19 protein-coding genes are annotated in these 22,752 nt (G+C 71.3%); 11 read left to right on the top strand and 8 right to left on the bottom strand.

What is annotated here, in order from left to right; genetic code table 11:
• Window positions 1-97: 97 nt before the first annotated feature.
• From ACFZDL_RS21530 to ACFZDL_RS21520, 3 genes are read right to left on the bottom strand one after another with little or no spacing between them, the layout of a single operon-like run.
• Window positions 98-964, bottom strand: coding sequence for an ATP-binding cassette domain-containing protein (locus ACFZDL_RS21530; RefSeq protein WP_353594086.1), 867 nt, complete (start codon window positions 962-964; stop codon window positions 98-100).
• A gap of 5 nt (window positions 965-969) precedes the next feature.
• Window positions 970-2,037: an ABC transporter permease gene (locus tag ACFZDL_RS21525; protein WP_353594087.1), complete on the bottom strand. Its 1,068-nt coding sequence runs from the start codon at window positions 2,035-2,037 to the stop codon at window positions 970-972.
• Between the two features lie 7 nt (window positions 2,038-2,044).
• The gene (locus ACFZDL_RS21520) at window positions 2,045-3,058 is read right to left on the bottom strand and encodes a sugar ABC transporter substrate-binding protein (protein ID WP_353594088.1); all 1,014 of its coding nucleotides are present in this window, start codon (window positions 3,056-3,058) and stop codon (window positions 2,045-2,047) included.
• Between the two features lie 279 nt (window positions 3,059-3,337).
• Between ACFZDL_RS21520 and iolC the strand changes: the two genes are divergently transcribed.
• The 6 genes from iolC (at window position 3,338) to ACFZDL_RS21490 (ending at window position 10,670) form a co-directional block, all read left to right on the top strand.
• Window positions 3,338-4,285: a 5-dehydro-2-deoxygluconokinase gene (gene iolC, locus ACFZDL_RS21515; protein WP_353594089.1), complete on the top strand. Its 948-nt coding sequence runs from the start codon at window positions 3,338-3,340 to the stop codon at window positions 4,283-4,285.
• Window positions 4,286-4,395: 110 nt separating this feature from the next.
• Window positions 4,396-5,283 carry a deoxyribose-phosphate aldolase gene (locus ACFZDL_RS21510; protein WP_353594090.1) on the top strand — a complete coding sequence of 296 codons (888 nt, stop codon included), beginning with the start codon at window positions 4,396-4,398 and terminating at the stop codon, window positions 5,281-5,283.
• Between the two features lie 64 nt (window positions 5,284-5,347).
• On the top strand, window positions 5,348-6,271 hold the full coding sequence (gene iolB, locus ACFZDL_RS21505; protein WP_353594091.1) for a 5-deoxy-glucuronate isomerase: 924 nt from the start codon (window positions 5,348-5,350) through the stop codon (window positions 6,269-6,271).
• Window positions 6,268-8,151 (top strand): 3D-(3,5/4)-trihydroxycyclohexane-1,2-dione acylhydrolase (decyclizing), encoded by a 1,884-nt coding sequence (gene iolD, locus ACFZDL_RS21500; protein ID WP_353594092.1) that lies wholly within the window; start codon window positions 6,268-6,270, stop codon window positions 8,149-8,151. The genes iolB and iolD overlap by 4 nt, the downstream gene beginning before the upstream one ends.
• 53 nt (window positions 8,152-8,204) lie before the next feature.
• Window positions 8,205-9,701, top strand: coding sequence for a CoA-acylating methylmalonate-semialdehyde dehydrogenase (locus tag ACFZDL_RS21495; protein WP_353594093.1), 1,497 nt, complete (start codon window positions 8,205-8,207; stop codon window positions 9,699-9,701).
• Window positions 9,702-9,890: 189 nt separating this feature from the next.
• Window positions 9,891-10,670 carry an alpha/beta hydrolase gene (locus ACFZDL_RS21490; protein WP_353594094.1) on the top strand — a complete coding sequence of 260 codons (780 nt, stop codon included), beginning with the start codon at window positions 9,891-9,893 and terminating at the stop codon, window positions 10,668-10,670.
• Window positions 10,671-10,726: 56 nt separating this feature from the next.
• Here ACFZDL_RS21490 and ACFZDL_RS21485 read toward each other — a convergent pair whose 3' ends face one another.
• Window positions 10,727-11,806, bottom strand: a complete 1,080-nt coding sequence (locus ACFZDL_RS21485) for a hypothetical protein (protein WP_353594095.1) — start codon at window positions 11,804-11,806, stop codon at window positions 10,727-10,729.
• Between the two features lie 268 nt (window positions 11,807-12,074).
• Here ACFZDL_RS21485 and ACFZDL_RS21480 point away from each other — a divergent pair, with 268 nt between their 5' ends.
• Window positions 12,075-12,542 (top strand): hypothetical protein, encoded by a 468-nt coding sequence (locus ACFZDL_RS21480; RefSeq protein ID WP_353594096.1) that lies wholly within the window; start codon window positions 12,075-12,077, stop codon window positions 12,540-12,542.
• Window positions 12,543-12,769: 227 nt separating this feature from the next.
• On the top strand, window positions 12,770-14,851 hold the full coding sequence (locus ACFZDL_RS21475; protein ID WP_353594097.1) for an FUSC family protein: 2,082 nt from the start codon (window positions 12,770-12,772) through the stop codon (window positions 14,849-14,851).
• Here ACFZDL_RS21475 and ACFZDL_RS21470 read toward each other — a convergent pair.
• Window positions 14,829-15,440 (bottom strand): TetR family transcriptional regulator C-terminal domain-containing protein, encoded by a 612-nt coding sequence (locus ACFZDL_RS21470; protein WP_353594098.1) that lies wholly within the window; start codon window positions 15,438-15,440, stop codon window positions 14,829-14,831. The genes ACFZDL_RS21475 and ACFZDL_RS21470 overlap by 23 nt on opposite strands.
• Window positions 15,441-15,540: 100 nt before the next feature.
• Here ACFZDL_RS21470 and ACFZDL_RS21465 point away from each other — a divergent pair, with 100 nt between their 5' ends.
• The 3 genes from ACFZDL_RS21465 (at window position 15,541) to ACFZDL_RS21455 (ending at window position 19,233) form a co-directional block, all read left to right on the top strand.
• Entirely contained in the window at window positions 15,541-16,062 is a 522-nt protein-coding gene (locus tag ACFZDL_RS21465) for a PH domain-containing protein (protein WP_353594099.1), read from the top strand.
• Window positions 16,059-17,642, top strand: coding sequence for a PH domain-containing protein (locus ACFZDL_RS21460; RefSeq protein ID WP_391191892.1), 1,584 nt, complete (start codon window positions 16,059-16,061; stop codon window positions 17,640-17,642). Before ACFZDL_RS21465 ends, ACFZDL_RS21460 begins: the two co-directional genes overlap by 4 nt.
• 409 nt (window positions 17,643-18,051) lie before the next feature.
• Window positions 18,052-19,233 (top strand): Cmx/CmrA family chloramphenicol efflux MFS transporter, encoded by a 1,182-nt coding sequence (locus ACFZDL_RS21455; protein WP_353594100.1) that lies wholly within the window; start codon window positions 18,052-18,054, stop codon window positions 19,231-19,233.
• Between the two features lie 49 nt (window positions 19,234-19,282).
• Here ACFZDL_RS21455 and ACFZDL_RS21450 read toward each other — a convergent pair whose 3' ends face one another.
• From ACFZDL_RS21450 to ACFZDL_RS21440, 3 genes are read right to left on the bottom strand one after another with little or no spacing between them, the layout of a single operon-like run.
• The gene (locus ACFZDL_RS21450) at window positions 19,283-20,032 is read right to left on the bottom strand and encodes a succinate dehydrogenase/fumarate reductase iron-sulfur subunit (protein WP_353594101.1); all 750 of its coding nucleotides are present in this window, start codon (window positions 20,030-20,032) and stop codon (window positions 19,283-19,285) included.
• Window positions 20,029-21,975, bottom strand: a complete 1,947-nt coding sequence (locus ACFZDL_RS21445) for a fumarate reductase/succinate dehydrogenase flavoprotein subunit (RefSeq protein WP_353594102.1) — start codon at window positions 21,973-21,975, stop codon at window positions 20,029-20,031. The genes ACFZDL_RS21450 and ACFZDL_RS21445 overlap by 4 nt, the downstream gene beginning before the upstream one ends.
• A 1-nt stretch (window position 21,976) precedes the next feature.
• Window positions 21,977-22,741 (bottom strand): succinate dehydrogenase, encoded by a 765-nt coding sequence (locus tag ACFZDL_RS21440; RefSeq protein ID WP_353594103.1) that lies wholly within the window; start codon window positions 22,739-22,741, stop codon window positions 21,977-21,979.
• Between the last annotated feature and the right edge of the window lie 11 nt (window positions 22,742-22,752).

The following is a 22,752-nucleotide window of genomic DNA, read 5'->3' as shown; positions in this document are numbered from 1 at the left end:
TCGTCAGGACATTCGGACGTAAGGTCAGGATCTCAGACGGAGAAGTCGGGTCCTCAGGCGGAGAAGGTCGGGTTCGCGGGCGGAGAAGGTCGGGTTCTCAGGTGGAGGGGGTCTGCACCGTTTCGGGGAGCTCCTCCACATCGACCCCGCGGACCTGCGCGAGTTCATGCTTGAGCGCGGCCAGTTCGGCCCCGCCCGCCATGTGGTTGGTGAGCTCTTCCAGGGTGACGTCGGCGCGGGCGGCGTTCAGCTCCAGCGCGCCGAGCCTGAGCACCGAGAAGTGGTCGCCCACCATATAGGCGTGGTGGGGGTTGTGGGTGATGAAGATGACGCCGAGCCCGCGCTCGCGCGCGGCGGCGATGTACTTGAGCACCACCCCGGACTGCTTGACGCCGAGCGCGGCCGTGGGCTCGTCCAGGATCAGTACCCGGGCGCCGAAGTACACGGCCCGGGCGATGGCCACCGACTGGCGCTGGCCGCCGGAGAGGGTGCCGATGGGCTGGTCCAGGTCGTCGAGGTGGATGCCCATGGCGGACAGCTCCTCGTCGGTGATCCGCTTCATCCGCTCGATGTCCAGCCGGCGCACGGGCCAGGGGCCGCGGGTCAGCTCGGAGCCGAGGAAGAAGTTCCGCCACACCGGCATCAGCGGCACGGTGGCCAGGTCCTGGTACACGGTGGCGATGCCGAGGTCGAGGGCGTCGCGCGGGTTGGACAGGCGCACCGGCTCGCCGTCGACGAGGAACTCCCCCTCGTCGTGCTGGTGCAGCCCGGAGACGATCTTGATGAGGGTGGACTTGCCGGCGCCGTTGTCGCCCAGCACGCAGGTCACCCGGCCCGGCCGGACGGCCAGGTCGATTCCGCGCAGCGCGCGGACGTTGCCGTAGAGCTTGCCAACGCCCTTGAGCTCGACCACCGGCTCCTGGCCCTGCCCCTCGGCGGCTTCCTCGGTCACGTTCGTGGCCATTGCCATCACCTCCTGGTCGCCTGGCGGCGCACCCACAGATTGACCAGCGTCGCGAGCAGCAGCATCACGCCGACGAAGAACTTGAACCAGTCGGGGTTCCAGTTGGCGTAGACGATGCCCTGGTTGACCATGCCGAAGATGAAGGCGCCGAGGACCGCGCCGATCGCCGAGCCATAGCCGCCGGTGAGCAGACAGCCGCCGATCACCGCCGCGATGATGTAGTAGAACTCGTTGCCCACGCCCTCGCCGGCCTGCACGGTGTTGTACTCGAACAGCAGGTGCATCCCGACGAACCAGGCCGCGAAGCCCACGGTCATGAACAGCGCGATCTTGGTGAAGGTCACCGGGACACCCACGGCCCGGGCGCTCTCCTTGGAGCCGCCCACCGCGAAGATCCAGTTGCCGAACTTGGTGCGCAGCAGCACCCAGGTGGCGATGGCCGCGAAGAACAGCCACCACAGCACGGTGATCTTCACATCGACGCCGCCGATCGAGATCTCGGAGGCGAAGACCGACTTGGCCTGGTCGAAGCCGTCCATGTCATTGATCGTGTCGGTGGCGACATTGTCGGTCAGCAGCTTGGTGACGGCCAGGTTGGCGCCCTGCAGCATCAGGAAGCTGGCGAGGGTGACCAGGAAGCTGGGCAGTCCGGTCTTGATCAGCAGTACGCCGTTGATCAGGCCCACGGCGAGTGAGACGCCCAGGGCGACCACGACCCCCACCCACACATTGGTGGTGAGCTGGAAGCTGAGCATGCTCGCGGTCAGCGCCGAGGATGTGACGGCGACACCGGCCGACAGGTCGAACTCGCCGCCGATCATCAGCAGGGAGACGGCCAGAGCCATGATGCCGATGGTGGACCCCTGGTAGAGGACCGTGGCGAAGGAGTCGGCCTGGCGGAAGGTCGGGGCGGCGGCGAAGAAGAAGAGGTACACGCCGACGGCCGCGACCAGCGCGCCGACCTCGGGGCGGGCCAGCGTCCGGCGGATCAGCGAGCGCTCGGTGGTGCGGGCCTTGTGGACGGTGGGGGAGGCCGGCGGCGTCGCCGCCGCCGGCGTCGTGGTCTGGGTCATCGGGGGATCACCGGGTGCCCTTCTGGGCGAACTTGGCGATGGTCTCCACGTTGTCCTTGGTGACGAAGGCGGGCCCGGTCAGCACGGGCTTCTCGCCGCCGCCGCTGAAGTTGCCGTTGACCTTGTAGAGCCACAGTGAGTCGATCGCCAGATAGCCCTGCAGATACGGCTGCTGGTCGACGGCGAACTGCACATCACCGCTCTTGACCGCGTTCACGAGGTCCTTGTTGAGGTCGAAGGTGGCGACCTTGGCCTTGCCCCCGGCCTCCTTGGCCGACTGGACGGCGGTGAGGGCGAAGGGGGCGCCGAGGGTGACGACGTAGTCGATGCCGGAGTCCTGCTTGAGCTTCGCGGTGATCGTCGACTTGACCGACGGCATGTCGGTCCCGTTGACGTAGAGGTTCTCCGTCTTGCCCTTGAAGGTCTTCTTCACACCGGCGCAGCGGGCCTCGAGGGCGACATGGCCCTGCTCCTGGATCACACAGATGTTGTGCTTGGCGCCGAGTTCGTTCAGGTGCTTGCCGAAGGCCTGGCCGGCGATGTTCTCGTCCTGGCCGAAGTACTCCAGCAGGCCCATGTCCTTCCAGTTGTCGAGCCCGGCGTTGAAGCCGACGACGGGGATACCGGCCTTCTCGGCCTTCGCTATGACGCCCTTCATGGCGTCGGGCTTGGCGAGGGTGACCGCGATGCCGTCGACATGCTGGTCGATGGCGTTCTGGATGAGGTTCGCCTGGTCGGCCGCGTTGGGGTTGCTGGAGTAGACCAGGTCCACGTTGTCCTTGGCCGCCGCGGCCTTGGCGCCCTTGCGGATGGTGTCCCAGAAGGTGTCGCCCGGTGCCGCGTGCGTGATCATCGCGATCTTCAGCCGGGGGGTGTTCGCCTTGCCGGCGGAGATGTCGTCCGAGGCCTCCTGGGCCTTCTTGCCGCCCTGGCTGCTGCAGCCGGTGGCGATGAGGACGCTTGCCGTGACCAGGGCGGCCAGGGCCGAGGCTCTGCGGGTTCGGTTGAGTCCGAGGTTCATGTGTTCCAGCACCTCTCAAGCCGGGACCGTGGGTGAGACGGCCGTTGCGAAGGGGAGCAAACTCCCCGGGGCAGTGGGCTGTCAAGGCTTTGTCATGACAACATTTCATCTGGACGTAACGAGGCGATAACGCCACCCATTGGCGGACTTGATAGGTCCGAATGTAAGGACAAATTCTTGACAGGGGATGGGCGACACCCTTAGACCTGAAGGGCCACGGCCGCCCGGACGATTCAACGGACCGTGATCCCGAGCTGCGTCTTTCCTGAAGGGGTACGCATGAGTGAGCCGTACGACCTGATCACGATGGGCCGGATCGGGGTGGACATCTATCCCCTGCAGATCGGCGTCCCCCTGCCGCAGGTCGAGACGTTCGGCAAGTTCCTCGGCGGCTCCGCGACCAATGTCGCGGTGGCCGCCGCCCGGCTCGGCCGCCGTACGGCGGTGATCAGCCGCACCGGGGCCGACCCCTTCGGCGAGTACATCCACCAGGCGCTGCGCGAGTTCGGCGTGGACGACCGCTGGGTCACCCCGGTCGACGCCCACCCCACCCCCGTCACCTTCTGCGAGATCTTCCCGCCCGACGACTTCCCGCTCTACTTCTACCGTCGGCCCAAGGCCCCCGACCTGGAGATCCACCCCGCCGAGCTGGACCTCGACGCCGTGCGCGCCGCCCGGATCTTCTGGATGACCGGCACCGGCCTCAGCGAAGAGCCCAGCCGCGCCGCCACCCTCGCCGCCCTGGAGGCGCGCGCCAAGGCCGGCCCGACCGTCTTCGACCTGGACTGGCGGCCGATGTTCTGGCCGGACCCGGCCGAGGCCCGCCCGTACTACGCCCAGGCGCTGCGCCACGCCACCGTCGCCGTCGGCAACCTCGACGAATGCGAGGTCGCCACCGGGGTGCGGGAGCCCGCGGCCTGCGCCGAGAGCCTGCTGGCGGCGGGGGTGGAGCTGGCCGTCGTCAAACAGGGCCCCAAGGGCGTACTCGCCGTACACCGCGACGGCACCACGGCCGAGGTGCCGCCGGTCCCCGTCGAGGTCGTCAACGGCCTGGGCGCGGGCGACTCGTTCGGCGGATCCCTGTGCCACGGCCTGCTGGCCGGCTGGGACTTGGAGCGCATCATGCGGTACGCCAACGCCGCGGGCGCCATCGTGGCCTCCCGCCTCGCCTGCTCCTCCGCGATGCCCACCGAAGCCGAGGTCGAGGCCGTGCTCGCCGGGGAGTGAGTGACCAGCCACCCCTTCTCCTGATCACCCGCCCCCTGACCCCGGCTGCCCCAGGCCGCGCGACCCGGGGGAACGGCGTGATCTCATGAACGCGACTCGAGGAGCACCCGTTGAGTATCAGCATTTCCGACCTGGTCACGGTGCGGAGCCGGCACCCGGAGGCGATCGCCGAGGCGGCCGCCCGCCGTGTCCGGCGCCCCCTCATCGGCGACAGCGGCCGTCTGATGATCGTGGCCGCCGACCACCCCGCCCGCGGCGCCCTCGCCGTCGGGGGCCGCAAGCTGGCCATGGCCAACCGGGCCGACCTGCTGGAGCGGCTGTGCGTGGCGCTGTCCCGCCCCGGCGTCGACGGAGTGCTCGCCACCGCCGACATCCTCGAGGACCTGCTGCTGCTCGGCGCCCTCGACAACAAGGTCGTCATGGGCTCGATGAACCGCGGCGGCCTGCTCGGCGCCTCCTTCGAACTCGACGACCGCTTCACCGGCCACCGTCCCCAGGACATCGCCCGGCTCGGCTTCGACTGCGGCAAGCTGCTGCTGCGCATCGACTACTCCGACGAGGGCTCGCTGACCACCATGCTCTCCACGGCCAGAGCCATCGACGAGATGGCCGAGCGCCGGCTGCCCGTCTTCGTCGAGCCCTTCATCTCCCGCCGGATCGACGGCAAGGTCACCAACGACCTGAGCGCCGAGGCCGTCACCAAGTCCATCGCCATCGCCTCCGGGCTCGCCGGGACCTCCGCGTACACCTGGCTGAAGGTGCCGGTCACCGACGACGCCGACGAGATGGCCGCCGTCATGGAGACCTCCACACTGCCCGCGGTGCTGCTCGGCGGGGACGTCGGCAAGAGCCCGCGGGACCAGGAGGGCGCGTACGAGAAGTGGCGCAAGGCACTGCGCCTGCCCACCGTCCAGGGCCTGGTGGTCGGCCGCGCGCTGCTCTATCCGGCGGAGGGCGGCGTCGAGCAGGCCGTCGACACCGCCGTCGGCCTGCTGTGAGGGCGGTGTCGACGGCCTGTGAGCAAGCAGGAAACACGGCGCTGACAAGGCGGAGACTGACGACATGACCACTACTGACCCTTACACCGGTTCCACCGGCTTCCATCTGCAGGCCGGCAAGGCGGCCGCCGGGCCCTACGCCGTGGACATCGACCCCGCGCGGGCCGGGTGGGGCCACTCCTCGCTGCGCGTCCTCAATCTGCCGCCCGGCGGCTCGCACCAGCTGGCCACCGGCGACAGCGAGTGGATCGTGCTGCCGCTGAGCGGCGGCTGCACCGTGGAGACGGAGGGACAGACCTTCGAACTGCACGGCCGGGACAGCGTGTTCAGCGGCGTCAGCGACTTCGCGTATCTGCCGCGCGACGCGCACGCGCGGATCACCAGCGCGGCGGGCGGGCGGTTCGCGCTCACCGGCGCCCGCTGCGAGCGCCGGCTGCCCGCCCGCTACGGACCGGCCTCCGCCGTCCCCGTCGAGCTGCGCGGCACCGGCAACTGCTCGCGCCAGGTCAACAACTTCGCCGCCGCGGGTGTCTTCGAGTGCGACAAGCTGATCGCCGTCGAGGTGCTGACCCCCGGCGGCAACTGGTCCTCCTACCCGCCGCACAAGCACGACGAGTGCCGCCCGGGCGAGGAGTCCGAGCTGGAGGAGATCTACTACTTCGAGATCGCCGAGGCGCACGGCAACGAGGGCGTCGGCTACCAGCGGGTCTCCCCCTCCGGGCACGGCCGCGGCACGGACGTGCTCGCCGAGGTCCGCTCCGGCGACCTGGTCCTGATCCCCGACGGCTGGCACGGCCCGTCCATCGCCGCCCCCGGCCACGACATGTACTACCTCAACGTCATGGCGGGCCCCGGCCAGGAGCGCGACTGGCTGATCTGCGACCACCCCGACCACGCCTGGATCCGCGCCACCTGGCCCGACCAGCCCGTCGACCCCCGCCTGCCCCTCTACGACGCCCCCGACGCCCCCACGGGAGAGACACGATGAGCGGAGCCACCCGCCGGCTCACCACGGCCCAGGCCCTGATCGAGTTCCTGGCCCACCAGTACACCGAGCGTGACGGGAAGCGACGGCGCCTCATCAACGCCTGCTGGGGCATCTTCGGCCACGGCAATGTGGCGGGCCTCGGCCAGGCGCTGCTGGAGACCGGCCAGGACACCATGCCCTACCTCCAGGGCCGCAACGAGCAGGCCATGGTGCACGCGGCCGTCGGCTACGCCCGCCAGTCCAACCGGCTCGCCGCCCAGGCCGTCACCACCTCCATCGGCCCGGGCGCCACCAACCTGGTCACCGGCGCCGCCCTGGCCACCGTCAACAGGCTCCCCGTACTCCTGCTGCCCGGCGACACCTTCGCCACCCGCCCCGCCGACCCGGTGCTGCAGCAGCTCGAGGTCCCCTTCGCGGGCGATGTGTCGGTCAACGACTGCCTGCGGCCGGTCTCCCGCTACTTCGACCGGATCGTCCGCCCCGAGTCGCTGATCCCGGCCGCGCTGCAGGCCATGCGGGTGCTCGCCGACCCGGTCGACACCGGCGCCGTCACCCTCGCCTTCCCGCAGGACGTCCAAGCCGAGGCGTTCGACTGGCCCGAGGAGTTCTTCGCCGACCGCGTCTGGCACGTGCGCCGCCCCGCACCGGAGGCGGCCGAGCTCGCCGCGGCCGCGCAGGCCGTGCGCGCCGCCCGGCGGCCGCTGATCGTCGCGGGCGGCGGCATCCACCACAGCGAGGCCGAGGACGCCTTGCACGCGCTCGTCGACGCCACCGGCATCCCCGTCGCCTCCACCCAGGCGGGCAAGGGCTCGCTGCGCCATGACCACCCCGCCGACATCGGCGGCATCGGACACACCGGCACCGCCGTCGCGGACGACCTCGCCCGCACCGCCGACCTGGTCATCGGCGTGGGCACCCGCTACAGCGACTTCACCACCGCCTCGGCGACCCTTTTCGCCGATCCCGGCGTCCGCTTCCTGAACCTCAACATCGCGCCGTTCGACGCCCACAAGCTGAGCGCGACGACCCTGGTCGCCGACGCCCGCGCCGGGCTCGACGCGCTGACCGAGGCGCTGGCCGGGCACCGCGTCGAGAAGGAGTACGAGGCCGAGTACACCGCCGGGAAGGCCCGTTGGGAACAGCGGGTCGACGCCGCGTACGCCGCGGGGGACGAGTCCGCCCGGCCCTCCCAGACCCAGGTCCTGGGCGCCCTGGACGCGGCCGTCGGCGACGAGGACGTCGTCATCAACGCCGCCGGCTCGCTCCCCGGCGATCTGCACAAGCTGTGGCGGGCCCGCTCGCCGCGCCAGTACCACCTCGAGTACGGCTACTCCTGCATGGGCTACGAGATCCCGGCCGCCATCGGCGTCCGGCTCGCGGCGCCCGACCGCCCGGTGTGGGCGCTGGTCGGGGACGGTACGTATCTGATGATGCCGACCGAGATCGTCACCGCGGTCCAGGAAGGAATCAACATCAACATCGTGCTGATCCAGAACCACGGCTACGCCTCCATCGGCGGCCTGTCGGAGGAGACTGGTGGTGAGCGCTTCGGGACCGCCTACCGCTTCCGCGCCGCCGACGGCACGTACACCGGCGATCCGCTCCCGGTCGACCTGGCCGCCAACGCCGCCTCGCTCGGCATGGAGGTGATCCGCGCCGGGAGCGTGGCCGAGCTGCGCGAGGCACTGGCCGCCGCGCGCGCCTCGGACCGCCCCACCTGCGTCTATGTGGAGACCGACACCGCCGACACGGTGCCGGGCGCGCCCGCTGCCCAGGCTTGGTGGGACGTGCCCGTCGCCCAGGCCGCCACCCGTCCGGCGGCCGTCAAGGCCCGCGAGACCTACGACCGGCAGGCCGCGGCGCGCCGCCGCCACCTCTGATCGCCTCCCTGACCAGTGACCGACTGGTGAACGAAGAGAAAGGCTCCGCACCCATGAAGACCGTCAACCACTGGATCGGTGGCAAGCCCGTCGAGGGCGCCTCGGGCGCGTTCGGCCCGGTTTACAACCCGGCGACCGGCGCCCAGGGCACACAGGTGGCGTTCGCCTCCGTGGCCGAGGTGGACGCGGCCGTCGCCGCCGCCAAGGAGGCCTTCGCGTCCTGGAAGACCGTCTCGCTGACCAAGCGCACCGCGGTCCTCTACAAGTACCGCGAACTGCTGGACGCCCACCGCGACGAGATCGCCGCCCTGATCACCGCCGAGCACGGCAAGGTGCACTCCGACGCCCTGGGCGAGGTGGCCCGCGGCCTGGAGATCGTCGAGCTCGCGTGCGGGATCGCGGAGAAGCTGAAGGGCGAGCTGTCCACCCAGGTCTCCACCGGGGTCGACGTCGCCTCGATCCGCCAGCCGCTCGGCGTGGTCGCCGGCATCACGCCGTTCAACTTCCCGGCCATGGTGCCGATGTGGATGTTCCCGGTGGCCATCGCCTGCGGCAACACCTTCGTGCTCAAGCCCAGCGAGAAGGACCCTTCGGCCTCCTTCCGGCTGGCCGAGCTGGCCGCCGAGGCGGGACTGCCGGACGGCGTGCTCAACGTCGTCAACGGCGACAAGGTGGCCGTCGACCGGCTCCTGGAGCACCCGGACATCGCCGCGGTCAGCTTCGTCGGCTCCACGCCGATCGCCAGGTACATCCAGGCCAAGGCCGTCGAGCACGGCAAGCGGGTGCAGGCGCTCGGCGGCGCCAAGAACCACATGCTGGTGCTGCCCGACGCCGACCTGGACTTCGCCGCGGACAACGCCATCAACGCGGCGTACGGCTCGGCCGGCGAGCGCTGCATGGCCGTGTCCGTCGTGGTCGCGGTGGGCGACACCGGCGACGAGCTGGTCAAGAAGATCGCCGACCGCGCCGCCAGGCTCCGCATCGGCCCCGGCGACGACCCGGCCTCCGAGATGGGCCCGCTCATCACCAAGGAGCACCGCGACAAGGTCGCCTCGTATGTGCACGGAGCGGCCGCGCAGGGCGCCGAGGTCGTGGTCGACGGGACGGGTTACACGGTCGAGGGCCACGAGAACGGCTTCTTCATCGGCGTCTCGCTGCTGGACAAGGTGCCCACCACCGCCGACGCCTACCGAGACGAGATCTTCGGCCCGGTGCTGTGCGTGGTCCGCGCCGAGACCTACGACGAGGCCATCGAGCTGATCAACAGCTCGAAGTGGGGCAACGGCACGGCCATCTTCACCCGCGACGGCGGCGCCGCCCGCCGCTTCCAGCTGGAGGTGGAGGCGGGCATGGTCGGCGTCAACGTGCCGATCCCGGTCCCCGTCGGCTACCACTCCTTCGGCGGCTGGAAGGACTCGCTCTTCGGCGACCAGCACATCTACGGCAACGACGGCGTGCGGTTCTACACCCGCGGCAAGGTCGTCACCACCCGCTGGCCGGAGCCGTCGGAGGAGGTCGGCATCAACCTCGGTTTCCCCAAGAACCACTGAGGTTCCGTCAGAGGCGGCCCCACCGGTAGCGCATCCGGTGGGGTCCTGGGAATGGTGGCCTCGTAGCGGATGGCGAGCTTGTCGAATCTGGTTGCGACGGCGCGGTGGCGCCTGAGCCGTCCGGTCGTTCGCGCCGTGTGGCTCACATCACGCTGACGGAGGGCCGTCGGCCGTCGTTACGTTCGGCGCGTGATTCCTTTCAACGTCAAGCACGCCGGCCGCGCCCTCCGCGGCATCCTCCACCTCCCCGGCCCTCAGCGCGAACCGGTTCCGGCCGTCGTCATGTGCCACGGGTTCGGCGGCAACCGGACCGAGTTCGGCAACACGTTCGTGCGGCTCGCCGAACGCCTCGCGCGGCATGGCGTGGCCGCCTACCGATTCGACTTCGCCGCCTGCGGCGAGTCCGATGGCGACTTCGCCGACATCACCGTCACCGACCAGGTCGCGCAGGTCAGCGCCGTCCTCGACGAGCTGGCACGGCACCATGTGATCGACCCCGCCCGGCTCTGCCTCCTGGGCATGAGTCTCGGTGGGCTGACCGCCTCGCTCGCCGCCGCGAAAAGCGAGGTCAAGGCGCTGGCGCTGTGGGCGCCTGCCGCGACTGCGATCGCGGCGACCGACCCCGCCGATACCGCGTACTGGCCCGAGATCCTCGACAAGGGCTACTGGGACTTCTTCGGGCTGCCGGTCTACCGGAAGTTCTTCGAGGACGGCTCCTCCATCGACCCGTGGAGCGACGCCGCCGCCTACGCCGGACCGGTCCTGTTCGCCTTCGGTGACGGCGACGAGGTCGTGCCACGCGAGGTGGTGGACCGGTACCGCGCCATCTACGGCGACCGGTTGGAAGAGCACCGCTTCCCAGGCGTCGGCCACGTTTTCGAGAACGTCCCGGCCCGCGAATGGCTCCTGGACCTCACCGAGGACTTTCTCCTGCAGAACGCCCGGCCTCCGAAGCCCGGCCGCATGTAAGCATTCGGGGGGCGATCGAGGAGCATCGCCGACTTCGACGGGCCGATCCTGGCTGTTCAGCCCTCGGCGTTGATGAGCTGGAAGCTGTATCCGGTGACACGGACGGGCTTGCCGGAGGGCGGTACGACAGCCATGGTGAGCAGCGAATCGGTGCGGGTCAGGAAGGTGGAGGTGTCCCTGCCGTCCAGGTAGACGTCCGTGACCGTGGGCATGTTGCCGATCTGCATGACGGATGTGCAGTTCATGCCGTCGGCCTTCGGCCAGTTCATGTAGTCGACCCCGAAGTCGTACAGGGTCACGGCACCACCGTCGGATGTCTTGAGCCCGTACACGGTCCCGCCGGCGGTGCGGGCGGCCTTGTACTTGCCGTTGACGCAGCCGTCGGGGAACGTGGCGCGGTCGGCGTAGTCCTTCTTCCAGTCCTTCACGGCCGCGTTGTCCGTGAACCTGCTGCCCGCGCTCTTGCCGCCGGTCAGATAGAAGTCCTGGGACAGCCCGCGCAGCTCGGCCAGCTTGACGCCGCCCACCTGGTCCGACGGCTTGAGCACGGAGGCGAATCCGTCACCGTCCCGCTGGATCTTCGGCAATTCGGTCTTGCTGCCGATCTCACCGACGGCCACCGCCTTCCAGGCGGCACCCTCGTTGCCCTTTGTGTGCCGGAAGGCGATCAGCCGCCGGCGGCCCTCGTCGATGTTCTTGCCGGTGACCCGGGTGTCGACGAAGAAGACGTCCTCGGAACCCTTGCGGGGGATATAGAAGTGGGCACCCTCGACCGGATAGTAAAAGGGGACTTTGTAGGACTCCTGTTCCTTCTTGGGCAGGGTCCTGAATTGGGTGAATGTCGCTTGGCTCTGCTGCCGCAGCGCGCCGTCTTCCACCTCGGCTATCTTCTTCGGATCCTGTGCGGAGTTGGCCTCGTTGTTGACCTTCGCATAGTTGAGCAGGACTTTCTGTGCCGACTTGAGGGAGATGAGACCGGCCGGGGCGGACGACGACTCGCCCTTGCCGTCTTTGTCGACTTTATTGGAAGAATCCGCTCCACCGCTGGAGCCGGAGCTGGAGCAGGCGGTGAGTACGACGGCGAGCGCGATGGAAGAGACAATCGCTCGCCCGGGTCCGGATATGTGGTGGCGCATGCTTGCGGGTCCCCCGAGGTGGTTCCGGGTCGGTGACCGCCACAGGCTAACGGACCGGTTTTCCGCCATTGAACGGGAGGCCATTCGGCGGGCGCGCCCAACCACCCGGATCTGCCGTCGATCGGGACCAACGCCCCGCTGTTACACGCCTGTTGCGGAGCGGTGGGGCAACCATCCGATCTGCGCGCGGGTCTTTCTTGATGCTCGACCGATCAATGGTCACAAGACCGGACACCGACTGATACAGCACAGCACAGGGGGACTTCTCATGCTTCGCTCTCTTCGCCGCTCCGCGGCCCTCGCCGGAGGCTGCGCGGCCGCGCTCGGCCTCGGCCTCGTTCTCGCCGCCGGTTCGCCCGCGGCCGCCTCCGCGCAGACCTCCGTACGGACCGACCCCAACGGCCGCTACTCCGCCGAGGAGATCCACCACTTCCTGGAGGGCTTCTACGGCAACCACGGGCCGCGCCCCTGGGAGCGGGAGCACCTGGTCTCGGACCAGCTCAAGGAGAAGGCCGCCGAGAACCCCGGCTTCGATGTGCTGCTGTGCGCGCAGAACACGCCGCGGGACATCGAGGTCGGGGAGGTCACCACGGCCCAGTCGGCGCGGGTGGGCTGGGCGACGATCACCACCACCTGGGACGGCTCGCCGCGGACCGCGTCCTTCACCGCGTATGTGGACCTCGACGGCAGCAAGCCGATGAAGCTGCTGGACGTCGACTGCGGTGTGGAGGGCTGAGTGGCGCGCGGACGCGACACCGACGAGGTGATGCCGCGGATCTGGCGCGGCGGACGCGATGCCGACGAGGCGATGCCGCGGATGTGAAGCGGGGATGTGAACGGGGGATGTGACGCGGGGGATGTGACACCGGGGTTGTGGTGAGGCGGGTGTGACGCGGCGGGTGTGACGAACCAGCGCGGAACGGCTGGTTCAGTTTCCCTGGGCCAGGGCCGTAGTCTCACCGTATGACCTGGTCACACGCGCTGAAGGCGACCGCACGCGCCGGGCTTGCGATCGAGCGCACCAGGCTGGAGCCGCTGGTCGCGCTGCGCGGCGCGTGCGGGGTCGCGCTGGTCATCGGTGTGACCATGTGGCTCGGCTCGCCGACGCTCGCCGTCTCCTCGGCGTTCGGCGCCTTCTCCTCGGGGATCGCGACCTTCCAGCGCAGCTGGCGGCCACGCCCCGCGCTGGCGCTGGCCGCCGCGGGCGGGCTCGCGGTGTCCACGTTCCTCGGCTATCTGGCCGCCGCCCACACCGCGACCTTCCTGGTCATGGTTGCCGTCTGGACGCTGCTGACCGGGATGGCGTGGGCGGTCGGCCCGGTCTCCGGGCTGGTCGCCACCCAGATGGTCGCGGTGATGCTGGTCACCGTCACCCTTCCGACCTCGGTACTGGGCGCCCTGCAGCACACCGCCCTGATCGGGCTGGGCGGGGTGGTGCAGGCCGCGCTCATCGTGCTGTTCCCGGTCCGGCCGTGGGGGGTGCAGCGCGACGCCCTCGCGGACGCGCTGGCCGCGGTGGCCGACTACGCGCGCCGGCTGCGCCACGACCCGGTGGCGCCGTTCGACCCGCAGCCGCTGATGGAGGCCCGGAGCGCCGCCGCCGTGACACCCCGCCAGGCCCGGCGGCGCCCGCGCCAGCTGCGCGGCTACCGGCTGCTCGCCGAGCGCATCCGGCCCGTGCTGGCCTCGCTCGCCGACCCGGTGGTCGGCGCCGCGCCCGAGGGGCCCGAGCGCGACCGGGCGCGCGATCTGCTGGGCGCGACGGCGACCGTGCTGGACGCCGTGGCGCACGCGATCCGCTGGGGCAAGCCGGTGCGGCTGCCGCCGGACGCCATGGCGGTGCTGGAGGTGCCCCCGACCGGGCCGATGCTCAGCGGCGCGGCCCGCCGGGCCGCGCTGCGGCTGATGGCGCTGGTGGCCGATGTGGTGGAGTCCTCGGACGAGCCGGTGGAGGCCGTGACGGCCGAAGGGGCCAAGGACCGCCGCTATCTGCCCCGGCCCACCGTCCCCGGCATGGTCCCGGTGGCGCTGCGCGCCCTGCGGCGCGAGGCGCGCTGGTCCTCGCCCGTGCTGCGGCACGCGGTGCGGGTGTCCGCGGTCGCTTCCTGCGGCTATCTGCTGGGGACCGCGCTGCCGTGGGGCCACGGCTACTGGGCGCCGCTCACCTCGGTGATGGTGATGCGGCCGGACTTCCGTCAGACCTTCTCGCGGGGCGTGGCGCGCTTCACGGGCACCCTGGGGGGCGTGGTGCTCGGCGGCGCGGTGATGGCGCTGGCCCACCCCGGCCCGTATGTGAGCGCGGCGCTGGCCGTGGTCTGTGCCGCGGCGCTGTACCTCCTGCTGCGCACCGGCTTCATCGTCGCCTCCGCCTGTGTGACCGGGTATGTCGTCTTCCTGCTGGGCATCGCGGGGGAGGGCTGGTCGCAGACGGTCGCGGCGCGGGTGGCGCTGACCCTGCTGGGCGGGCTGCTGGCGATGGCCGCCTATGTCGTCTTCCCCGCCTGGGAGACACCGCTCCTGCGGGACCGGCTGGCCGACTGGCTGGAGACCAACGGCCGTTACGCCGTCGCCGTCTTCGATGTGCACGCCCGCCCGGCCGACCGCCGCCCCCGCCAGGTGCGGGAGGCGCTGCTGGACGCGCGCGCGGCGCGGGCGGCCTGGGAGCAGAGCGAGGCGCGGGCCCACCATGAGCCGGTGCGCCACCGCGGGCTGTCCCGCGGCGCGGCCCGCGCGGCGCAGACGGCGCTGTCCACCATGGGGCGGGTCACCATGCTGCTCGAGGCGCATCTGCCCGCCCCGGACACGCCCGCGTCCAAGGAGGCCGAGGAGTTCGCGGCGGCGCTGCGGGAGGCGCTGCCCGGGGCGGTCACGGCCGTACGGGAGCGCCGGGCGCCCGAGTGGGGCCCGGTGCACGAGGCCCTGGAGCGGTGGCAGGACCAGGAGGGGGAGCGGCCGGGGGTGGCGGTACGCGGCGCCGAACTGCTGGTGGAGGCGCTGGACGACCTGCCGCAGGCGCTCGCCATCAAGCCGGGCCGGGGCCGCTGAAGAGGCGCGCCACATGCTGGTCGAGCAGGGCCAGGGCCCCCTGCGGGCTGTCGTACTCCATCAGAACGGCGGCCGAGAGCCCGTCCGTCAGCGCGATCAGCAGGGCTGCCTCGCGGTCGGGGTCCCGGTCCGCGGACACCTCCCCCTGGCCGATGGCCGCCTTCAACAGGTCGGCGAAGAAGGCCCGTAGGGCCGCGATGCCCTCCTTGGCGTGGGTGCGCAGCCGCTCGTCGTTGACGGCGCGTACGAAGTAGGAGACCTGCACCAGATAGCCCGTGCGGCTCGCCTCGTCCAGCGGCAGCATCTCGGCAAGCGTCTCGCGGAGGACGACCCTGGGGGTGGGGGCGCCCGGCAGCGCCTCGATACGGGCCCGGATGCGCTGCTGTGCCAGCTGCTCGATATGGCCGAGCGCGAAGACGATCATGTCGTCCTTGCTGGTGAAGTAGTGCTGCAGCTGTCCGAGCGAGATGCCCGCCGCCGCGGCTACGTCGCGCAGGCTCGCGCCGTCGAGGCCGCGTGTGGCGGCGATCCGCCACAGCGCCTCGGCGATCTGTCTGCGCCGCTCCTCGTGGTCCACCCGTTTGGGCATGCCGCGCTCCCTTCCCACTTTTGCAAGTCAATCGTATTGCTATACCGTGGCGGACGCGTGCCAATACAGTTGACTTGAAAAACCTCGGGGGGAATCTCCCATGTCCATGCCCGTGCCCAGGCCCCAGCTCAGGGCGCCGCTCCACGGCGTCGACCCGCGCGCCCGCCGCTGGTGGACCGTGCAGGCGCTGCTCGCCGTGAGCGGGCCGATGCTGCTGACCGCCGTCACCCTGCTCGTCCTCTCGCTGCTCTTCTTCCCCGGCGCGCTGCCCTGGCTCGGCCCGCTGCTGCTGGTCACGCTGGTGCTTCCCGCCCTCGGCTACCTATGGGCCATGCCGCGGTGGCGGTACCGCACACACGCCTGGGAGCTGGGGGAGCGCGCGGTCTACGCGGCGAGCGGCTGGCTCTGGCGCAAGCGGCGCATCGCCCCGCTGTCGCGGGTGCAGACCGTCGACACCGCGCGCGGCCCCCTCCAACAGGCCTTCGGGCTGGCCACCGTCACCATCACCACCGCCTCCACGGCGGGCGACGTCCGCATCGCCGGGCTCTCCGACGCCGAGGCGGAGGAGCTGGCGCGGCGCATCGGCGACGCGGCGCAGCTGGTGCCGGGTGATGCCGCGTGACCGCTCAGCCCATGGGCGCCGACCACCCGGTCGCCGACGCGCTGGGCGCCCGGTGGCGCTCGCTCGACCCCCGCACCATCGCCGTCCACTGCAGCTGGATGGCGGCCCCGCTCGGCTCGCTCGCGCTCACCGCGCTGGCCACCGGCGGCCGGCTGGGCAAACGGGCCTGGATCACCCTCGCCATCGTCGCGGCCTCCTTCGCCGTCGTCACCGTCGCCGGGCTGATCGGCTGGTCCCGCACCCGCTACCGCGTCACCGCCGACTCCTTCGAGCTGCGCTCCGGCCTGTTCATCCGCCGGACGCGCACCATCCCGCTGCACCGCGTGCGCAACGTCGACCTGACCGCGGGCCCCGTACAGCGGATCTTCGGCCTCGTCGTGCTGCGCGCGGGCACCACCGGCGCGAACGGCAGCCACGACGGGCTCACCCTGGAAGCCCTCACCCGCCCCGCCGCCGAGCGGCTGCGCGCCGAACTGCTGGCCCGCGCGGGCTCCGGCGACGCCACCGCCGAGCCGGTCCTGTCCACCGGGGACCCGCGCTGGCTGCGCTACGCCCCGTTCACGTTCTGGGTCTTCGGAGGGGTGTTCGCGGTCGTGGGCGCGGTGTGGCGGGTACTGGACGGCCTCGGGGTGCAGCCGTGGCACATCGGCCCCGTCCGCCGCGCCTTCGAGGACTTCGGCAACAGCGTGCTGTGGGTGACCATCCCGCTCGCCCTGCTGGCCGTGGCCGCCATGGGCACCGTCGGCGCGGTCGCCGTCTACGCCGAGAATTGGTGGCGGTACCGCCTGGAGTGGGCGGACGCGGGCACCCTGCGGGTGCGGCGCGGGCTGCTCACCACCCGCTCGGTCTCCATCGAACGGGCCCGGCTGCGCGGTGCGGTGCTGCGCGAGCCGATGCTGCTGCGCGCGGCCGGCGGCGCGGCCGTACGGGCCGTGGCGAGCGGCCTCGGCAACCGCGAGGAGAACCGTACGCGCAGCACGGTGCTCCCGCCCGCCCCGCGCGCGGAGGCCCTGCGGGTGCTGACCGGCATACTCACGCGCCCCGGCGCACCGCGCGGCCGAGGAGCCCGGCCCGCTCACGCCGCCCTCGGCGAAGCGCTCTTCGACCGGCCGGAGCTGACCCGGCACCCGCGCGCCGCGCTCCGCCGTCGCATCGTGCGCGGCATGGTGTGGGCCGTGGCGCCGGTGACGGCCGCACTCGCCGTGCTCGGGGCGCTGCTGACGCCCGTACTGCTGTACTGCGCCGGGGGCTTCCTCCTCGTCGCGACCCCTGTCGTGTACGCCCTGGCGCGCGACGCGTACCGCGCGCTGGGCCACGGGCTGACCGGCGGTCAGGACGGCCATCTGCTGATCCGGTCCGGCACTTTCAGCCGCGACACGGTCGCCCTGGACCGCCGGGCCGTGCTGGCCTGGACGTTCACCGACAGCCCGATGTCGCGCCGGGCCGGGGTCACGACCGTGACCGCGGCCGTCGCCGCGGGCGAGGACGGCTATCGCATCCCCGACATGGCGGCCGGGGAGGCGGCGGCGTTCGCGCACGCGGCGGCTCCGGGCATCCTCGACGAGTTCCTGGTGCGGTGACCGGTGGGGCCGCGCGGCGGCGGCCCCACCGCTGAAGCGGCCCCCGGCAAACCCGTGGCAGAGATGTGGACGGGGCTGCTACGGTGCGAGATCATGAGCAGCCCGGAGTCCGACAGACCCTAGCCACCGGCCGCGTCCGGTGGCAGTACCGCCGATGAGCCGCGCACACCGGCCCTCTTGAGGCCGTGCGGCAGCCTTGGCGCCGCCCCGGCGGCCGGATCTCCGCATCTCGGGCAGCGGACGACTCCGACCGGATGTCGATTCTTAACTCTTCTCCCTCGCGCTCCTGCCAGTCGCCCACGCCTTTCCCGCGTGCGGTGACGCGTCCTGGCGCGCACCTCGGTGAACCCTCCCTCGGCGAACGCTGCCCGCTCGCAGATTCCGTCACTTTCACTCGGGGAGTTCCCGTATGCCCTTTGCCGTCTACATGCTCGGGCTGGCCGTGTTCGCCCAGGCCACGTCCGAGTTCATGCTGTCCGGACTGGTGCCGGACATCGCCGCCGACCTCGGGGTCTCCATCCCCCAAGCCGGCTTCCTGACCTCGGCGTTCGCCATCGGCATGGTCGTCGGCGGGCCGCTGCTCGCGATGCTCACGCTGCGCTGGCCACGGCGGACCGCGCTGGTGGCGTTCCTGGTGGCGTTCGCCGCCGCCCATGTCGTCGGGGCGGTCACGGACGACTACGGCGTACTGCTGGCGAGCCGGATCGTCGGCGCGCTCGCCAACGCCGGTTTCTGGGCGGTGGCCGCCGGGGCCGCGGTCAGCATGGTCGAGCCGGACAAAAAGGCCCGCGCGATGTCCGTGGTCGTGGGCGGGGTCACGGTGGCCTGTGTGGCGGGTGTGCCCGGCGGCGCCGTGCTGGGCCAGCTGTGGGGCTGGCGGTCGGCGTTCTGGGCGGTGGCCGTGCTGTCCGCGGCCGGCGTCGCCGCCGTCCTGGCCTCGATCCCGGCCGGTCGCCCCGACGCGCCCTCGGCCGGGCTGCGCGCCGAGCTGCGCTCGCTGGTCGGCGCGCAGCTGCTGACCGCCTACGCCATGAACGCCCTGGTCCAGGGCGCGACCTTCTGCACCTTCACCTATCTCGCGCCGCTGCTGACCGACGTCAGCGGCTACAGCGCCACATGGGTGCCCGCGATGCTGGTGCTGTTCGGCGTGGGCGCGTTCATCGGCATCACCGTCGGGGGCCGGATCGCCGACTCCCGGCCGCAACTGGTCCTGCTGGCCGGCATGAGCGCGCTGACGCTCGGCTGGGCCGTGCTGGCCCTGACGGCCGGGGCCGCGGTGGCCGTGTTCGTGCTGGTCTTCGTCCAGGGCCTGCTCGCGTTCGGCATCGCGCCGGTGCTGACCTCGCGCACCTTCTACCTGGCCGACGGCGCGCCCACCCTCGCGGGCGGGTTCACCACGGCGGCGTTCAACGTCGGCAACACGGCGGGCCCGTGGTTCGGCGGGCTCGCCATCGACGCGGGCCTCGGTTTCCGCTCGCCGGTGTGGACCAGCGCGCTGATGATGCTCATCGCGCTGGCCACGCTCGGCCTGGGGACGGTCCTGCGCCGGCGCGAGACGCGACGGGGGACCCCGGTGACGGCGGCGGTCTGAGCGACCGGCCGCCGCTTGCCCCGCTGACGGTACGAGGAGTCTCGTACCGTCAGCCGCGGCCGTGTTTGAGGCTCGCCCGCAGGAACTCCCGGTTCATCGTGGAGATGCTCTGCAGCGGAATCCCCTTGGGGCAGGCCACCGCGCACTCCCCGGTGTTGGTGCAGCCGCCGAAGCCCTCCTCGTCCATCGCGCCGACCATGTCGAGCACCCGCGACTCGCGCTCCGGCTGCCCCTGCGGCAGCACGTTCAGATGGACGACCTTGGCCGAGGTGAAGAGCATCGCCGAGCCGTTGGGGCAGGCCGCCACGCAGGCCCCGCAGCCGATGCACTCGGCGTGCTCGAAGGCCGTGTCGGCGACCGGCTTGGGCACGGGCGTGGCGTGCGCGTCCGGGGCGCTGCCGGTCGGCGCGGAGATGTAGCCTCCGGAGCCGATGATCCGGTCGAAGGCCGAGCGGTCCACGACCAGGTCCTTGACCACGGGGAAGGCGGCGGCGCGCCACGGCTCGACGTCGATCGTGTCACCGTCGGAGAAGTGCCGCATGTGCAGCTGGCAGGTGGTGGTGCGCTCGGGGCCGTGCGCCTGGCCGTTGATGACCATGCCGCACGCGCCGCAGATGCCCTCGCGGCAGTCGTGGTCGAAGGCCACGGGCTCCTCGCCGCGCAGGATCAGCTCCTCGTTGAGCGTGTCCAGCATCTCCAGGAAGGACATCTCGGGCGAGATGCCGTCGACTTCGTACGCGGTCATGGCGCCCGGCTCCTTCGGGCCGCGCTGGCGCCAGATCCGCAGGGTGAGCCTCATGCGTAACTCCGCTGCGTGGGGTGGACGTACTCGAAGACCAGGTCTTCGCGGTGCAGGACGGGCGCGCTGCCGGTGCCCCGGAACTCCCAGGCCGCCGCGTACGAGAATGACTCGTCGTCGCGGGCCGCCTCGCCGTCGGGCGTCTGGCTCTCCTCGCGGAAGTGGCCGCCGCACGACTCGGCGCGGTGCAGCGCGTCCAGGCACATCAGCTCGGCGAGCTCCAGGTAGTCGACGATGCGGTTGGCCTTCTCCAGCGACTGGTTGAGCTCCTCACCGGTGCCCGGCACCTTGATCCGCCGCCAGAACTCCTCGCGGAGCGCCGGGATGCGGTCGAGCGCCTTGCGCAGCCCGGTGTCGGTGCGGGCCATGCCGCACTCGTCCCACAGCAGTTCGCCGAGCTCGCGGTGGAAGGAGTCGGGGGTGCGGTCGCCGTCGTTGGCCAGCAGCCGCGCCAGGCGGTCCGTCACCTCCGCCACCGCCTCGGTGACCGCCGGGTGGCCGGGGTCGACCTCGCCGTGCGGGTGCCGGGCCAGGTAGTCGTTGATGGTGGAGGGGAGGACGAAGTAGCCGTCGGCCAGGCCCTGCATCAGGGCGGAGGCGCCGAGCCGGTTGGCGCCGTGGTCGGAGAAGTTGGCCTCGCCGACCGCGAACAGGCCGGGCACGGTGGTCTGCAGGTCGTAGTCGACCCACAGGCCGCCCATCGTGTAGTGGATGGCGGGGTAGATCCGCATCGGCACCTGGTACGGGTCCTCGGCGGTGATCCGCTCGTACATCTCGAAGAGGTTGCCGTACTTCTCGGACACCGCCTTGCGGCCCATCCGGGCGATCGCGTCGGCGAAGTCCAGATAGACGCCCTGGCCGCCCGGGCCCACCCCGCGCCCCTCGTCGCACACGTTCTTCGCGGCGCGGGAGGCGATGTCGCGGGGCACCAGATTGCCGAACGACGGGTAGATCCGCTCCAGGTAGTAGTCGCGCTCGTCCTCGGGGATCTCGGCCGACGGGCGGGTGTCGCCCTTGGCCTTGGGCACCCAGATGCGGCCGTCGTTGCGCAGCGACTCGCTCATCAGGGTCAGCTTGGACTGGTGGTCGCCCGAGCGCGGGATGCAGGTGGGGTGGATCTGGGTGAAGCAGGGGTTGGCGAAGTACGCGCCGCGCCGGTGCGCCCGCCAGATGGCCGTGGCGTTGCTGTTCTTGGCGTTCGTCGACAGGTAGAAGACGTTGCCGTAGCCGCCGGAGGCCAGCACGACGGCGTCCGCGAAGTACGTGGAGACCTCGCCGCTGATCAGATCGCGGGCCACGATGCCGCGGGCCCGGCCGTCGATGACGATCAGGTCGAGCATTTCGGTGCGGGGGTGCATCTCGACGTTGCCCGCGGCGATCTGCCGGGTCAGCGCCTGGTACGCGCCGAGCAGCAGCTGCTGCCCGGTCTGGCCGCGGGCGTAGAAGGTGCGGGAGACCTGGACGCCGCCGAAGGAGCGGGTGTCCAGCAGACCGCCGTACTCGCGGGCGAACGGCACGCCCTGGGCCACGCACTGGTCGATGATCTCCACCGAGACCTCGGCGAGGCGGTGCACATTGGACTCGCGGGCGCGGAAGTCGCCGCCCTTGACGGTGTCGTAGAACAGCCGGCGGATGGAGTCGCCGTCGTTGCGGTAGTTCTTGGCCGCGTTGATGCCGCCCTGGGCCGCGATCGAGTGGGCCCGCCGGGGCGAGTCCTGGTAGCAGAACTGCACCACGTGGTAGCCCTGCTCGGCCAGCGTCGCCCCGGCCGCGCCGCCCGCCAGGCCCGTGCCGACCACGATCACGGTGTACTTGCGGCGGTTGGCGGGGTTGACCAGCTTCGCCTCGAAGCGGCGGCGGTTCCAGCGCTCCTCGATGGGGCCGTCCGGGGCCTTGGTATCGGTGATCGGCTCGCCGGTCGTGTACTCCGCGTAAGTGCTCATATCAGCTCACTGCTCCGGTCATGACCCCGATGGGCACGGCGATGAACCCGCCGGCCAGGACGGCCGCGACGGCGGTCGAGGTGATCTTGAGGGCGCGGTCGCGGTGCGGGCGGCCCGCGCCGAGGGTCTGGGCGGCGCTCCACAGGCCGTGCCGGATGTGCAGGCCGAGGGCCAGCATCGCCACGATGTAGATGGTGTTGCCGTACCAGGTGGAGAAGGTCGCCACCACGTTCTGGTACGGATGGCCGGGCTCGGCGCGCTCGTTCACGGTGAGCGTGGTCAGGTCCAGGATGTGCCAGACGATGAACAGGCCGAGGATCACCCCGCCCCAGCGCATCGTCCGCGTGGCGTAGCTCGCCTGCTGCCTGCGGCGCGCGTACTTCTGCGGCCGCGCGGCCAGATCGCGGCGGCTGAGCTGGTACGCGGCCACGGCGTGCAGCACCACGGAGGCCACCAGCGCCACCCGGACGATCCACAGGAACCACTCGTAGTGCAGCGCGGGCTCGCCGATGGTGCGCAGCCAGTGCCCGTAGTGGTTGAACTCGCCGGGGCCGAAGAAGATCTTCAGATTGCCGAACATATGGGCCGCCAGATAGGCCAGCATGACCAGCCCGGTGACGGCCATCACCGCTTTCTTGCCGACGGTCGAGCGCCACACGGAGCCGATGAGGGACGGTCTCCGCGCGGGCTTCCGCGGCGGTTCCGGCCGCTGTCGCGGCCCCTTCTGGGCGGGCCGCTCAGGGCCCGTCCGCGTCGCCAGTGCCATGTGACAAGACG

It is taken from the genome of Streptomyces sp. NPDC007917 (assembly GCF_042959105.1).
Classification (GTDB): domain Bacteria; phylum Actinomycetota; class Actinomycetes; order Streptomycetales; family Streptomycetaceae; genus Streptomyces.
This window is presented reverse-complemented; position numbering and strand designations above follow the sequence as displayed.

Bases quoted from the DNA above. Each gene is read 5' to 3' on its own strand.
- ACFZDL_RS21530 (WP_353594086.1), bottom strand. From the start codon at position 964: ATGGCCACGAACGTGACCGAGGAAGCCGCCGAGGGGCAGGGCCAGGAG.
- ACFZDL_RS21525 (WP_353594087.1), bottom strand. From the start codon at position 2,037: ATGACCCAGACCACGACGCCGGCGGCGGCGACGCCGCCGGCCTCCCCC.
- ACFZDL_RS21520 (WP_353594088.1), bottom strand. From the start codon at position 3,058: ATGAACCTCGGACTCAACCGAACCCGCAGAGCCTCGGCCCTGGCCGCC.
- iolC (WP_353594089.1), top strand. From the start codon at position 3,338: ATGAGTGAGCCGTACGACCTGATCACGATGGGCCGGATCGGGGTGGAC.
- iolB (WP_353594091.1), top strand. From the start codon at position 5,348: ATGACCACTACTGACCCTTACACCGGTTCCACCGGCTTCCATCTGCAG.
- iolD (WP_353594092.1), top strand. From the start codon at position 6,268: ATGAGCGGAGCCACCCGCCGGCTCACCACGGCCCAGGCCCTGATCGAG.
- ACFZDL_RS21495 (WP_353594093.1), top strand. From the start codon at position 8,205: ATGAAGACCGTCAACCACTGGATCGGTGGCAAGCCCGTCGAGGGCGCC.
- ACFZDL_RS21485 (WP_353594095.1), bottom strand. From the start codon at position 11,806: ATGCGCCACCACATATCCGGACCCGGGCGAGCGATTGTCTCTTCCATC.
- ACFZDL_RS21480 (WP_353594096.1), top strand. From the start codon at position 12,075: ATGCTTCGCTCTCTTCGCCGCTCCGCGGCCCTCGCCGGAGGCTGCGCG.
- ACFZDL_RS21475 (WP_353594097.1), top strand. From the start codon at position 12,770: ATGACCTGGTCACACGCGCTGAAGGCGACCGCACGCGCCGGGCTTGCG.
- ACFZDL_RS21470 (WP_353594098.1), bottom strand. From the start codon at position 15,440: ATGCCCAAACGGGTGGACCACGAGGAGCGGCGCAGACAGATCGCCGAG.
- ACFZDL_RS21465 (WP_353594099.1), top strand. From the start codon at position 15,541: ATGTCCATGCCCGTGCCCAGGCCCCAGCTCAGGGCGCCGCTCCACGGC.
- ACFZDL_RS21455 (WP_353594100.1), top strand. From the start codon at position 18,052: ATGCCCTTTGCCGTCTACATGCTCGGGCTGGCCGTGTTCGCCCAGGCC.
- ACFZDL_RS21450 (WP_353594101.1), bottom strand. From the start codon at position 20,032: ATGAGGCTCACCCTGCGGATCTGGCGCCAGCGCGGCCCGAAGGAGCCG.
- ACFZDL_RS21445 (WP_353594102.1), bottom strand. From the start codon at position 21,975: ATGAGCACTTACGCGGAGTACACGACCGGCGAGCCGATCACCGATACC.
- ACFZDL_RS21440 (WP_353594103.1), bottom strand. From the start codon at position 22,741: ATGGCACTGGCGACGCGGACGGGCCCTGAGCGGCCCGCCCAGAAGGGG.